General features: G+C 65.9%; 14 protein-coding genes. 5 read left to right on the plus strand and 9 right to left on the minus strand.

The annotated features are described in order from the left end of the window. Together VGD20_RS13860 and VGD20_RS13865 are read right to left on the minus strand one after the other, a co-directional pair. The coding region (locus VGD20_RS13860; protein ID WP_331135009.1) for a CHASE2 domain-containing protein at positions 1-749 on the minus strand (749 nt) is incomplete at its 3' end. 113 nt (positions 750-862) lie between these two features. Beyond that, positions 863-2,605: an acyl-CoA dehydrogenase gene (locus VGD20_RS13865; RefSeq protein ID WP_331135010.1), complete on the minus strand. Its 1,743-nt coding sequence runs from the start codon at positions 2,603-2,605 to the stop codon at positions 863-865. Between the two features lie 48 nt (positions 2,606-2,653). On the opposite strand from VGD20_RS13865, the gene VGD20_RS13870 reads away from it, so the two are divergent. Then, on the plus strand, positions 2,654-3,607 hold the full coding sequence (locus VGD20_RS13870) for an L-threonylcarbamoyladenylate synthase (protein WP_331135011.1): 954 nt from the start codon (positions 2,654-2,656) through the stop codon (positions 3,605-3,607). 149 nt (positions 3,608-3,756) lie between these two features. Here the strand turns inward: VGD20_RS13870 and VGD20_RS13875 are convergent, their stop codons facing one another. From VGD20_RS13875 to VGD20_RS13890, 4 genes are all read right to left on the minus strand, one after another. Further along, positions 3,757-4,659, minus strand: coding sequence for a DMT family transporter (locus VGD20_RS13875; RefSeq protein WP_331135012.1), 903 nt, complete (start codon positions 4,657-4,659; stop codon positions 3,757-3,759). Positions 4,660-4,915: 256 nt separating this feature from the next. Beyond that, the gene (locus tag VGD20_RS13880; RefSeq protein WP_331135013.1) at positions 4,916-6,517 is read right to left on the minus strand and encodes a S10 family peptidase; all 1,602 of its coding nucleotides are present in this window, start codon (positions 6,515-6,517) and stop codon (positions 4,916-4,918) included. Next, complete coding sequence (locus VGD20_RS13885; RefSeq protein WP_331135014.1) at positions 6,514-7,293, minus strand: SDR family oxidoreductase; 780 nt, start codon at positions 7,291-7,293, stop codon at positions 6,514-6,516. Before VGD20_RS13885 ends, VGD20_RS13880 begins: the two co-directional genes overlap by 4 nt. Then, a complete protein-coding gene (locus tag VGD20_RS13890; RefSeq protein WP_331135015.1) occupies positions 7,290-7,787 on the minus strand; it encodes a thioredoxin family protein in 498 nt (165 codons plus the stop codon). Before VGD20_RS13890 ends, VGD20_RS13885 begins: the two co-directional genes overlap by 4 nt. A gap of 56 nt (positions 7,788-7,843) precedes the next feature. On the opposite strand from VGD20_RS13890, the gene VGD20_RS13895 reads away from it, so the two are divergent. The 4 genes from VGD20_RS13895 to VGD20_RS13910 all read left to right on the plus strand — a co-directional run bounded on the left by VGD20_RS13895 (position 7,844) and on the right by VGD20_RS13910 (position 12,020). Next, positions 7,844-9,370 carry an acyl-CoA carboxylase subunit beta gene (locus VGD20_RS13895; RefSeq protein WP_331135016.1) on the plus strand — a complete coding sequence of 509 codons (1,527 nt, stop codon included), beginning with the start codon at positions 7,844-7,846 and terminating at the stop codon, positions 9,368-9,370. Between the two features lie 105 nt (positions 9,371-9,475). Then, positions 9,476-10,609 carry an acyltransferase family protein gene (locus VGD20_RS13900; protein WP_331135017.1) on the plus strand — a complete coding sequence of 378 codons (1,134 nt, stop codon included), beginning with the start codon at positions 9,476-9,478 and terminating at the stop codon, positions 10,607-10,609. Between the two features lie 11 nt (positions 10,610-10,620). After that, positions 10,621-10,818, plus strand: coding sequence for a hypothetical protein (locus VGD20_RS13905; RefSeq protein WP_331135018.1), 198 nt, complete (start codon positions 10,621-10,623; stop codon positions 10,816-10,818). Positions 10,819-10,910: 92 nt separating this feature from the next. Beyond that, the gene (locus tag VGD20_RS13910; protein WP_331135019.1) at positions 10,911-12,020 is read left to right on the plus strand and encodes a S41 family peptidase; all 1,110 of its coding nucleotides are present in this window, start codon (positions 10,911-10,913) and stop codon (positions 12,018-12,020) included. Here the strand turns inward: VGD20_RS13910 and VGD20_RS13915 are convergent. The 3 genes from VGD20_RS13915 to VGD20_RS13925 form a co-directional block, all read right to left on the minus strand. Next, a complete protein-coding gene (locus VGD20_RS13915) occupies positions 12,017-12,436 on the minus strand; it encodes a VOC family protein (protein WP_331135020.1) in 420 nt (139 codons plus the stop codon). The genes VGD20_RS13910 and VGD20_RS13915 overlap by 4 nt on opposite strands. 121 nt (positions 12,437-12,557) lie before the next feature. Continuing rightward, positions 12,558-13,067 carry a GNAT family N-acetyltransferase gene (locus VGD20_RS13920; protein ID WP_331135022.1) on the minus strand — a complete coding sequence of 170 codons (510 nt, stop codon included), beginning with the start codon at positions 13,065-13,067 and terminating at the stop codon, positions 12,558-12,560. An 80-nt stretch (positions 13,068-13,147) separates the two neighbouring features. Beyond that, the coding region (locus VGD20_RS13925; RefSeq protein ID WP_331135021.1) for a hypothetical protein at positions 13,148-13,430 on the minus strand (283 nt) is incomplete at its 5' end.

A 13,430-nucleotide genomic window follows, 5' to 3' on the forward strand; every position in this document is an offset into this window, starting at 1 on the left:
GGAACACGGTCGTGCCCGGGCAGATAATGGCTGTCCTGAAATTCCGCTGCCGTCGGTGCAAAGATCACGTCGCGGCCGGCCAGTTCGCGGGAGACTTTTCCCGACAGGACATCGCTGGCGCTATAATCGGTGATCGAACTCGTCCGGTACGAGTAGTCGAGGGCATAAACCCCGGCCTTGTCCGATCGCCGGTTGGCGAGCAGCGACGAGAAGCTGGGAATGGTGCGCCCGTTGACGTCGAGCGTGATCGGTATCCGCCAGACCTGCCAGAGTTCATATTCCCATCCGATACAGGCGATCCGGGCCGCAGTGCCGAAGGCGGGACTGGGGAAATGCGCCAGTTCGGAATCACCGCTGCGCGCCGACTTCGCTGCGACCGCGAGGATGGCGCGGTCGCCCATCTGCTTGACCGCCTTCGTCAGCACGGGGAAATCGGGATCCCGTTCGCGGCGGTCGTAGGTGAAGTCGATAAACAGGCGTTTTGCGCCGGCCTTGTCGATCGCGCGGACCAGCTGCGCGTGCTGCGTCATCGAAAAATTGCGGTCGGCGACTTCGTCGAGCGTCCGGTCGTCAAGCGAGACCACGACGATGTCGCCTGACACCGGCCGCCACGCGACGCGGCCGATCGCAGCCTCGATTATCCGGTCGAGCGGTTCGCTGACTGCGGCCAGCCCCACGACGACGCTGAGGAGCAGCGACAGGCCGATGGATCGCCAGCTGATGATCAGACTTTTGACCGGAATGGGCACGCACGTCTCCAGCAATTGCCGGTCGTGCCTAGTCGCAGATGGTTATCATCGCGTTAATTATGAACGAAATCCTGCGCTGCGCGATCGGGCGAAAGCGCAGGATTTCGGCCGATTCAGGCGATAGAAGGCAAAGGTTCCAGCGCCGCGTCGCCCGCGAGCGCCGACGCGGCGAGGCCGGTCGCCCCAGGGACGATCTGCTGGAGATAGAAGCGCGTCGAGGCGATCTTCGCTTCGAGGAAGGCGCGGTCGCCGTTGCCGTCATCGAGCGCGGCGCGCGCGGCCTTGTGCTGGATCGCCATCAGCCAGCCGCACGTCGCCGTCGCGAGCATCGTGAGATAGGGATAGCTGCCCGCGAGCCGGTCGCCGGTGTTTGCCGAAACCATCCAGTCGGTGACCGCACGGCACGCGTCGACGAGCTGCTGGAGCTCGGGGAAATCGGCGCCGCCGCGCGCGATATCGTCGATCAGCCCGCGGACGAGATCGCCTCCCGCCATGCCGAGCTTGCGTCCGACGAGGTCGGCGGCCTGGATGCCGTTCGTGCCTTCGTAGATCGGGGCGATGCGTGCGTCGCGATAATGCTGCGCGGCGCCGGTTTCCTCGATAAAGCCCATGCCGCCATGGACCTGCACGCCGAGGCTCGCGACTTCGCAGCCGATGTCGGTCGCGTGCGCCTTGACGAGCGGGATCAGGATATCGGCGCGCATCGCGGCGGCCTCGTCGCCCAGTTTGCCGAAGTCGATCTGCGCCGCGGCATAATAGGTCAGCGCGCGCGCGGCCTCGGTCTGCGCGCGCATCCGCCACAGCATGCGGCGCACGTCGGGGTGCTGGTCGATCGTCACCGGCGTGCGGTCGGGCGAGCCCGCGAGCGCCGACTGGACGCGTTCGGCGGCGAAGCGCTGCGCCTGCTGCGTCGCGCGTTCGCCGATCTGGATACCCTGGCAGCCGATCATCAGCCGCGCGTTGTTCATCATCACGAACATCGCGCGCATGCCGCCCATTTCGTCGCCGACGATCTCGCCAAGGCAATCCTCGTCCTCGCCATAGACCATCACCGCGGTCGGCGAGCCATGGATACCGAGCTTGTGCTCGATCGAGGCGCAATGGACGCCGTTGCCGATCGTCGGATTGCCGTCCGCATCGAGGCGGTATTTGGGGACGAGGAAGAGCGAGATGCCGCGCGTCCCCTCGGGTGCGCCGGGGGTGCGCGCGAGGACGAGGTGGACGATATTGTCGGTGAGGTCATGCTCGCCGAAGGTAATGAAGATCTTTTGCCCCTTGATCTTGTAGAGGCCGGCATGCTCGCCCTCGGTAACCTTTTCGGCGGTCGAGCGCAGCGCGCCGACATCGCTGCCCGCGGCGGGCTCGGTCAGGTTCATCGTGCCGTTCCACTCGCCGGTGATCAGCTTGGGAAGCCAGGTCTGGCGCTGTTCCTCGGTGCCATAGGCCATCAGCGCGTGGATCGCGCCGGGGGTCAGGATGCTGCACAGCGAAAAGCCCATGTTCGCGCTGCCGAGCGCCTCGATCACCACGGTCGCAAGGGTGAAGGGCAGGTCCTGCCCACCATAGTCGCCGGGGCCGTCGATGCTGCCCCAGCCCGCCTCGACGAACTGTTTGTAGGCGTCCTTGAAGCCCGGGGGCATGGTGACCTTGCCATTGTCCCATTTGGGACCCGCCGTATCGCCGACGCGGTTGAGCGGGGCGTAGACGTCGGCGGCGAACTCGCCGATGCCGGTGACGATCGCCTCGACCATGTCGGGGGTCGCGGCGGCGAAGCGCTCGTGGCTCGCCATCGCGTCGACGCGCGCGATATGGCTCAGGACGAAAAGCTGTTCGGTGGTGGGCGGCGTATAGGTCATGGGCCGACTTTCCTGGTGAATATCGTTGCGCGGGCGCTATAGCGCGGCATGGCCGACGGTCAAACGCGCATGAACACCGATATCCGCCGTTTCGGTGCGGAGGCAATGGCGCGCGCCGGGGGGCTGATCGGGGAGGGGCAGCCGGTCGCGGTGCCGACCGAGACCGTGTACGGCCTCGCCGCCGACGCGCGAAACCCGCAAGCGGTGGCCCGGATTTACGCCGCGAAAGGGCGGCCCGATTTCAATCCGCTGATCGTCCATGTGCCGGACTTGGCGGCGGCTGAAAAACTGGGCGTGTTCGGGGCGGTCGAGCGGGTGCTGGCGGAAGCGTTCTGGCCGGGGCCGCTGACCTTGGTGGTGCCGCGCACGGAAGATTGCCCGGTCGCGAGTATCGCGACGGCGGGGCTCGATACGATCGCGCTGCGCGTGCCGGGGCATCGTGCGATGCAGGCTTTGCTGACGGAAACGGGGGCACCGCTGGCGGCGCCGAGCGCCAATGCGAGCGGGCGGGTGAGCCCGACGAAGGCCGAACATGTGCTAGCAAGCCTCGACGGCCGAATCGCGCTGGTGATCGACGACGGGCCAACGACGGCCGGCGTGGAATCGACGATTGCGCGGGTGAAGGATGGTGCGGTCGAGATCTTGCGGCCGGGACCGGTGACGACGGACATGCTCGCCGAATCCAGCGGGCTTGCCGTGGCGGGGATCAAGGGATCGGAGATCGTCGCGCCGGGGATGCTCGCGAGCCATTATGCGCCGGGCAAGCCGGTGCGGCTGGGCGCTGTGGATTTCGCGGATGACGAGTATGGCATCGGGTTCGGCGCGGTTGCGGGCGACTATGATTTGAGCGCGGCGGGTGACCTGACCGAGGCGGCGGCACGGCTGTTCGATGCGCTGCATGCCGGGGCGGCAAGCGCGAAGGCAAAGATTGCGGTGGCGGCGATCCCGGTCGAGGGGCTGGGCGCGGCGATCAACGACCGGTTGGCAAGGGCGGCGGTGTGATTTTTGACTCACACAAAGACATAAAGAAGGTGGCATCATGCGCCATGATAGTTGCCTGTCGCGCGTAGTGTTTTTGAGGGCGCCTGCGGTGTCGAGCGGACGTAATGTCGGTGAACCGTCCTCTTTGTGTCTTCGTGTGAGATAATTTCCTAAGCCGCCGCCGGCTCGATCGGATCGCCGTGCGGCGCCTTGCGCGCGACGATCAGGCAGGCGGCGACGATCAGCAGCGCGCCGGCGAAGGTCGGCAGCGTCACCGCCTCGTCATAGAAATACCAGCCGAACAGCATCGCCCAGAGGAAGCCCGTGTATTCGGTCGTCGCGAGGATCTGCGTCTCGGCGCGCGCATAGGCCCAGCTCAAAAGCAGGAGCGACGTGGTCGCGAGCACGGCGGCGCCGAGGATGTGCGGCGCGTGGCTCGCGCCCGGAACCGCGAGGAACCATGGTGCGCCGAGCGCGAGGATCGCGGCGACGAAGAAATTCTGGAAAAAGGCGATCTCCATTGGCTCGGCCATCTTTGCCTGCCGCCGCGCGAGGATGAGGTTGTAGGCGTAGAAGATTGCCGAGAGGAACACCGCACCGACCGCAAGCAGGGCTTCGTCGCTGTAATCGCTGCCGCCGAGTTTCCCCGCGACGATGACGACCACCCCGCAAAGGCCGAGTATCGAGGCGGCAATCGAACGCGGGCCGATCTTCTCGCCGAGGAAGACCGCGGCCATGTAGAGCGCCATCAGCGGTGCGACAAAGGCGAGCGCGATCGCCTCCGCCATCGGCAGTCGCGCGAGTGCCCAGAAGAAGCTGAGCGCCATGCCCGCGACGAAGAGCGAGCGCCACGCATGGATCTGCATAGTCGCCTTGTCGGGCCATTTGGGGCGGCTTGAGAAATAGAGCAGACCGGCGACGAGGGTGCCGGTGCCGGTGCGCCAGAGCACGGCGTTATAGGCGCCGATGCCGATCGACAGGCCCTTCATCAGCACGTCCATCGCCGAAAAGGTCGCGATCCCCGCGCACGCGACCAGGAAGGGGATGATGGGCGAGGGCGAATCGGGACGCATGGGGAGGGCTCTAGCGGGCTGCAAAGGTATTCGTCGCGGTCGATTTTACTCTCGCGTCGGGGAATGGCGGCTCTCAGCCGCTATTTGCCGATAGAGATGTGTGCCCCGGCGAAAGCCGGGGTCCAGAATTCCAACGCGAACCTAGCGTGTTTCCGCGCTGGGCCCCGGCTTCCGCCGGGGTACACAATTGGCAGCTCCCACCCCAAAGTAGCCATCTCCTCCCGGCCGAGAACCGGTAGCGTCAGCCAGACAGGCGCTAGTCGATCCCGTCGGTCCGGCGGATGAAGTCGGCGGCGTCGGTGCGCATTTCGGCCAGAAGTTCGGGTTTCACATAGACCATGTGGCCGGCGGTATAATATTTATACGCGATATTCGCCTGCAGTTCCTTCGGCACCGGCAGGTGCCTGAGTTCGTAGCGACCGGCGAAATAGGGGGTCGAGACGTCGAAATAGCCACCGGTGACGAGCAGCTTCATCTTCGGATTCTGCTTCATCGCAACGGCGAGGTCGGGCAGCACATTGGGCAGCGCAATCAGCGCGCGGTCGGCGCCGGGCGGGCGGTGCTTATAGTCCCAACTGGAATATACATCGAGCCCGCCCTCATAATGCGTCCCCGCGCCATAGCCGAGCGTACCACGGACATAATCGTTGAACGCGGCGGTATAGGCGGCACCGATCGCGGCGCCCTGCGGATCGTTCGAGGCGACCTTGGAGAGCGGATCGAGCGTCGCGCCGGTGAAGCGCGTATCGAGCGTCCCGGTCGTCAATCCCCGGTCGGCCAGCAGTTCCTTTTGCAGCGCGCCATATTGGATACGGAGGTTGGTCTTTACGAGATAGTCGACCGGCAGCCCGGTATAGGCGTGAAGCTTTGTGGCGATCGCCTGCCGTTCGGCGTCGGGGAGATCGTTGCCCTTCATCAGCGCGAGCGCATAGTCGGTGGTCGCGAAGGCTTCGGCCTCGGCGAGCCAGGAGGCGAGGTCGCGGCCGACGCCGGCGCGCTTGTGATACCAGGCGGTCGCGGCATAGGTCGGAAGCGTCACGACATAGGGAAGGTCGACGCCGGGATTGACCTGCGGATCGTCGGGCAGCAGGTCCCAGTTCAAGATGTCGGAGAGCAGGATCACGCCGTTGAGGTCGATGTCCTGTTTCTGGAGCGCGAGCGTCATCCCCGCCGCGCGCATCGTCCCGTAGCTTTCGCCGTAGAGATATTTGGGCGATTTCCAGCGACCATATTTCGACAGGAAATCGCGGACGAACACGGTGAAGGCGTGGATGTCCTGGTCGACCCCGAACCATGCCTTGTCCTTGTCTTTCCCCGCGACGCGGCTGAAGCCCGTGCCGGGGGCATCGACGAAGACGAGGTCCGAGACGTCGAGCAGGCTCTGGTCGTTGGCGACGGTGCGATAGGGCGCGCTGCCGTGCACCAGATCGGGCGTCTCGACGCGCACGGGGCCATAGGCGCCCATATGGAGCCAGAGCGTCGGCGACCCCGGCCCGCCGTTGAAGAGAAAGGTGACGGGACGGCTCTCGGCAGGGGCGCCGTCCTTGAAATAGGCGGTGTAGAACATCGACGCTTCGGAGTTCGGCACATCCTCCGCAGCGTCCTTGTCGCGCTTGCGTTCGATCGGCACCGTATCGTCCCAGCCCTTCGGATGGATGACGAGCGTCCCTGCGACGGCACGATACGGGATCGCGACGCCGCCAACGGTCACCGACCCGCGGCTCTCGACCTCGGTCGCCTCGAACATCGGCGCGTCGGGCGCCGGTTTGTCGGCGGCCGGACGCGCCTCTTTGGATTGCGCGGTTGCACAGCCGCCGAGCGCGAGGGCGAAGGACGCCGCGAGAAGAATGTGTTTCATCGGAATGTCGCCTGTCCTGCGCCGTCTATGTTGAGTTTCTGGCCCGAGCAATAGCTGTTCGCATCGCTGACGAACCAGACGACCGCTGCCGCGACATCGGCGGGCACGGCGACGCGGCCAAAGGGCATTTTGGTGTCGAGGTGGTGGATGTCGTCGTTGCCGGTGATCGCGCGCGAGAGCTTTTCGCCCATGTCGCTGACGGTGAGCGCGGGGGCGACGATGTTGACGCGGACGCCGTTGCGAAGCTCTTCCTTCGCGAGGGTCAGCGCGAAGGCTTCGCCTGCCGCCTTCGCCATCGTGTAAGGCGCGCCATTCGGCGAGTTCACGTAAGTTGCGATGCTCGAAATGACGATGATGTCGCTGCGCGCGTGGGTGCGGAGCTGCGGCAGCGCGAGACGGCTGAGACGGTGCGGGCCGGCGGCATGGACGGCGAAGAGCTTGTCGACCTCGGCGGGATCGGTATCGGCGACCGACTGGCCGCGGCTGGCGATGCCGGCGTTGTTGACGAGGATCGACATGGGGCCGAAGTCGGCCTCGACCGCAGCGACCATCGCGGCGCAGGCGGCTTCGTCGGTGACCGACGCCCGATAGGCCTTCGCCTTGCGGCCGAGCGCCTGAATGGCGGCGACGGTTTCGGCGGCGGCGTCCTCGCCGCGCGTGTAGTTGACCGCGACGTCGGCGCCCGCTTCGGCGAGACCGATCGCGATGCCGCGGCCGATGCCGCGCGAGGCGCCGGTGACGAGGGCGGTGCGCCCCGCGAGGTTCATCCCGGTCATTGCTCTCTCCCCTGACCCATCAACTCGTTATAGATTTCGTCGTCGCTGCGGCTCGCGGCGTTGCGCCACTTGGGCGCGGTCTTGCGGTTGAGGACATGGCCGCCCGCATCGAGGATCGCGACGGTGGGCGTGCCCTTGATTCGGAAGTCGAAGCGCTTTGGTACATCGGGATTGCGGCCGAGGCCGCGGATGTGGGGCATGCCGATGTCGGCAAAAACGATCTCGTAGCGGTCGCGGACGGGCGCGAAGCGATCGGTCGCGAGGAGGTTCGCGAGCCATGCGCTGTCGTGGCAGCCACCGGTGCCCATGACGAGAAGGACGGGCTTGCCCGATTGCCGCGCTTTGACGAGCGCCGCGTCGATGGCCGGCACCGGGTCGGCAACGAAGGCCTCGCTCTTATAGGGGTCTTCGACACCGGGAATCGTGCGAGTTTCGCTCGCTGCGGCGGGTGTCAGCGCGATCAGGGCGGCGATGAGGGCGATTGTTCGAGCCATGTCCCCGACGATAGGTTTTGCATGACGTTTCCGTCAACGTAAGATAGCCTTCAGCCATGAGCTGGAAAAAAGAAATCGACGAACTCGCCGCGCGGCGCGCGATGGCCGAGAAGATGGGCGGCGAGGAAAAGGTCGCGCGGCAGCACGGCCGCGGCAAGATGGACGCGCGGGCGCGGCTCGCGGGGATCGTCGACGCGGGCAGCTTTCGCGAGATCGGCAAGATCGCCGGGCGCGGCAAATATGGCACCGATGGTGAGCTGGAAGATCTCGCCGCGTCCAATTTCATCTTCGGGCGCGCCAATATCGAGGGTCGGCCGGTGGTCGCTTCGGCCGACGATTTCACCGTGCGCGGCGGCGCGGCCGATGCGGCGCTGCACAGGAAGTTTATCCAGTGCGAGGCGATGGCGCATCAATATCGCCTGCCGCTGATCCGCATGATCGACGGCACCGGTGGCGGCGGATCGGTCAAGACGCTCGAGGATATGGGCTATACCTATATCCCGCACGTGCCCGGCTGGGACGAGATCATCGCGAACCTCGATACGGTGCCGGTGGTCGCGCTGGCGCTCGGGCCGACGGCTGGATTGGGCGCGGCGCGGGTGGTCGCAAGCCATTACAGCGTCATGGTGCGCGGGCTGTCGCAACTGTTCGCGGCGGGACCTGCGGTGGCGGCGGCGATCGGCGATACGCTCGATCGCGAAGAACTGGGCGGGGTCGATGTGCACACACGCAACGGCGTGGTCGATGACGAGGTGGCGAGCGAGGCCGAGGCGTTCGCGGCGGCGCGGCGCTTCCTGTCGTACCTGCCGTCGTCGATCCACGACCGCGCCTTGCGGACCGAATGCCGCGATCCGGTCGACCGGCGCGAGGAGGCTTTGCTGTCGGTCGTGCCGCGCGAGGCGAAACAGGTCTATTCGATGCGGCGCATCGCGAACGCGGTGTTCGACCAGGGCAGTTTTTTCGAAATGGGCGCGCGCTGGGGGCGCGCGGTGATCACGGCGTTCGCGCGATTGGACGGCTGGCCGGTCGCGGTGCTCGCGAGCGATCCGTCGTACCTCGGCGGCTCGTGGGACGCGAAGACGAGCGAGAAGGCCGAGCGGTTCGTCAAGATGGCCGACCAGTTCCGGCTGCCGATCGTTCATCTCGTCGACAATCCGGGCTTCATGATCGGCGGCGAGGCCGAGCGGACGGGGACGATCCGGTACGGGGTACAGGCGATGAACGCGATCTATCGCGCAACGGTGCCGCTGGCGTCGGTGGTGGTGCGGCGCGCATACGGAATCGCAGGCAGCGCGATGTCGAACGCCGAGCGCTTCCAGTACCGCTTCGCCTGGCCGTCGGGCGACTGGGGCAGCCTGCCGATCGAGGGTGGGGTCGAGGTTGCGTACAAGAGCGAGCTCGAAGCCGCCGAGGACCCGGCGGCGCATCTGGAAACGATCCGCGAGCGTCTCAATCGCGTGCGCTCGCCCTTCCGGACGGCGGAGAAGTTCGGGGTCGAGGATATCATCGACCCGCGCGACACGCGGCCGCTGCTGTGCGAGTTTGCGGAGCTGGCTTGGCGAGTGCTGAACAGCCGTTCGTAGAAAAAGGCTCGTCATTGCGAGCGAAGCGAAGCAATCTAGGGCGGTTTGGGCCATTCTGGATTGCCGCGGGCCTTCGGCCCTCGCAATGACGGGGAGGGGGACAGCATGACTGGTGGACGCCATCACGGCATGGACTGGCTGCGGATCGCGGCGTTCGGCCTCCTCATCCTCTATCACATCGGCATGTATTTCGTGCCGTGGGGCTGGCACGTGAAGATCGCGCAGCCGCTTGACTGGGTGCAGCTGCCGATGCTCGCGACGAACAGCTGGCGGCTGCCCTTGCTGTTCCTCGTGTCGGGCTATGCGAGCGCGGCGCTGTTCGCGAAGCTCGGCAGCAGCGGCGCCTTTATGCGGTCGCGCAGCGCGCGGCTGCTCATCCCGCTCGCCTTCGGTATCCTCGTCGTCATCCCGCCGCAGCCGTGGATCGAACTGGTCACGCAGCATGGCTATGCGAAGAGCCTCGGCGCTTTCTGGGTCGGCGATTATTTCCGTTTCGGCACGCTCGATGGCATCGTGCTGCCGACGTGGCAGCATCTGTGGTTCGTCGTCTATCTGTGGGTGTACACGATGCTCGCCGCGGCGGTGCTGGCGTGGGTGCCGACGGCCGTGCGCGCAAGGGTCGCCGATGGCGCGGCGCGGTTGCTTGGCGGCCGGGGACTGCTCGCACTGCCGCTTGCCTGGTGGCTGCTGCTGCTTGCCCTGTTTCCGGGGCATGAGGAAACGCATGCGCTGGTCGATGATGGCCCGTCACATCTCCATTATCTGATGCCCTTTTTCGTGGGCTGGCTGCTGCGCGTGCGCCCGCTATTGTTCGGGACGGTGGCGCGCTGGTGGCGCGCCGCGCTGGCGATCGGCGTCGCGGCGTTCGCGGTCGTCGCGGCGATCCTGTGCCTGTGGCTCAGCGGCGCGCAGAGCCCCGAATGGGGCCGGACGGCGTTCGATATCGCGCATCAGGTGCAGGGGTGGACGACGATCGTCGCGCTGGTCGGAATCGCCGACCGTTTCTGGAACCGCGACCATTCCAGACGCGCGATGCTTGCCGAAGCGGTCTTCCCCTTTTACATCATCCACCAGACAATCATCGTCGTTACCGGCTGGTATCTGCTGCGCGCCGGTGTGAGCGCGCTGCCGAGCTTCGTCCTGCTGGTTGCCGCGACGGTAAGCGGGTGCTGGCTTTTCTACCGGATCGGGCGCAGCATCGGCTGGCTGCGGCCGCTGATCGGATTGCAGCGTCAATAGGGGAGAAGGTCATGGGCGCATTGAAAGGCATCCTGGCGATCGTGGGGGTCGCGGCGATCCTCGTCGGCGGGCTTTGGGCGCTGCAGGGGCTCGACATCATACGCTGGCCGGCGAGCAGCTTCATGCTGGGCGATACGACATGGACGCGCAACGGCATCGTGCTTGCCGTCGTCGGCATCTTTCTGGTCTGGTTCGCGCGCAAACGCTGAAACTCCGGCGATCAAGTCGACTACAAACGTAGTTGATCTGTATTGCTGTTATGATACACTCCGATCCGGCCGGGGCTGGACTGGAGACTGGAATGATTCGTTCGTCGCGTATTTTACCCGCGCTGCTGCTCGCCGCCGCCATGGCGATCGGGCCCGTCCTTGCACCGCCGCCTGCGATGGCCGCCGACGAGATCAGCGCCGATACGATCGCGGAGAAATATGCGGCGCTGCTCGAACGCGACTATCTCTATCCCGAAACCGGCAAGCGCTACGCCGATGCGATCCGCGCGGGTATTGCAGCAGGACGCTACCGGACGCTGAGCGGCGAGGCGCTGGGCACCGCGATCGACAGCGATGTTGACGCGGTGTTGCCCGACGGCCATTTGCGGCTGCGTGTTCCCGAAGCGGCGACGGGGGCAGCCGCTCCTGCACCGGGTGGCACCACGCCCGCGCCGCGGCCGAAGAAGGTGCCGGTCGAGCAGGCAGGCTGGATCGCGCCGGGGATCGCTTTCATACGGTTCAATGTCTTTCCGCAGGACGAGGCCGTCACCGCACAGGCGGCGAAGTTCATGGCCGATCATGCCGATGCGAAGGCGATCATCTTCGATATCCGCACGCATAATGGTGGCGGGCTCGACCAGATGGACGTGATCTTCCCGTGGCTGTTCGGCAAGGAAACGCGGCTGGTGACGATGGCGACGCGCGCGTCGGTCGATGCCGAGGGCGGATCGCCGATTGCCGGGGTGCCGTCGATGCGGATGGCGAAGGGCGATGCGGGCATGGTCGCGCGCGAACATTGGGCGACGCCGAATGCCGACGCGCGGCTGCGCGATGCCAGGATCTATGTGCTCACCTCGGGCGCGAGCGCGTCGGCGGCCGAGCATTTCGCGCTTGCGATGAAGCATAGCGGGCGCGGCACGCTCGTCGGCGCGCCGACCGCGGGCGCCAATCATTTCGGGCGCGGCGAGGACCTCGGTGGCGGTTATGGCGCCTTCATCCCGGTCGGGCGAACCTATGATCCGGTGACGGGCAAGGATTGGGAAGGCGAGGGCGTGCTGCCCGATATCGCGGTGGCGCCGGCGGATGCGCTGGCGCGCGCGCTGACCGAGCTTGGTGTTGCGCCTGCCGAGGCGAAGACGCTGTCGGACGCGCATATGCCGAGCTGGCCGATGGAGCGGCGCAAGCCCCGCGGGACGCGCTAGGCAGTGCGCAGATAGGGCAGATTTTCGCGGAAACAGGCCTCGATATTGTTGCCGTCGGGGTCGAGCAGAAAGGCGCCATAATAGCCTTCGGCGCCTTCGCGCGGGCCGGGGGTGCCATGATCGGTGCCTCCCGCGCCGATGCCGGCTTCGTGGAACGCGTGTACCGCGTCCCTCGACGGCGCGATCAGCGCGACGTGCATCTGGTTGATCCCGGCGCGCGAGCCCTCGGCCCAATAGCTCGGACGGAGCGTGCCGATCCAGAGATAGGGGATCGGCTGGTCCTTGCTCTTGCCGAAAACGAAGGCCTGGTCGCCATTGTCGGCGGTGACGAGGCCGAGCGGCTTGCCGATCGCGTCATAGAAGGCGCGGGCGCGGGCGAGGTCGGTGACGACGAGTCCGGTGTGATCGATCATCATTGGGGAACGCGCCGGACAACGTCAGGGTTGCCCCTTGTCGTCATGCCGGACTTGATCCGGCATCCATCCGACGGACGTTGCCCGGACCCCGGATCAAGCCGGACGAGTCACGTGCCCCGTGTCACGTGCCCTGCGCCGGGGGTGACGAAGCACTGGAAGCGGCGAGCTTCGTCAGCGCGTCGCCATCGACCCGCATCACGGTCCATTCGTCCATCAACCTGGCGCCGAGGCTCTGGTAAAAGCCGATTGCCGGGGCGTTCCAGTCGAGCACCGACCATTCGAGCCGCGCGCAGTCGCGTGCGACGACAAGGCCCGCGAGATGCACGAGCAGCGCCTTGCCGAGCCCCGAGCCGCGCGCGTCGGGGCGCACGAACAGATCCTCGAGATAGATGCCGGGGCGGCCCTCGAAGGTCGAGAAATTGTGGAAGAAGAGCGCGAAGCCCTGCGCCTGTCCGTCGATCTCGCCGATCAGGACTTCGGCATAGGGACGCGGGCCGAATAATTTCTCGCCGAGCTTCGCCTCGTCGAAGCGAACCTCGTGCGCGAGCTTTTCATAGTCGGCGAGGTCGCGGATGAACTGCGCGATCTGGGGCAGGTCGGCGGCGGTGGCGGGGCGGATCGACAGGGTCATGTGCGCGCTGTGTCGGGTCACACGCGCGCTGTCAAATTTCGACCGATTGCGGACATCGGATCGTTGCCGTCGTTCAAGATTTAGATGATCGGGCGTCCCCAGCCAGCGCTTCCAAACGCGACGCCTTGCCATTGATCTCTGTTCCGTTGGAATATGCTGATGCGAAAATCGCCCCCAGCGATTCCTGCGGTCTGCACATCAGTAATTACAAACGCAAAATCGCCATCAAAAAGGGGCGACCGCAGGGTCAAGCGTTCGTGACATCCGGGTACCGATGATGCGGCGTCGATGATGCGGAACCCAAGTTGCAAGGCTTGGCGGGGTATCCGGTATGTCGCGGATCGTTTGGGTTTCGCACGCGCC

The organism is Sphingopyxis sp. (genome assembly GCF_036402335.1).
Taxonomy (GTDB): domain Bacteria; phylum Pseudomonadota; class Alphaproteobacteria; order Sphingomonadales; family Sphingomonadaceae; genus Sphingopyxis.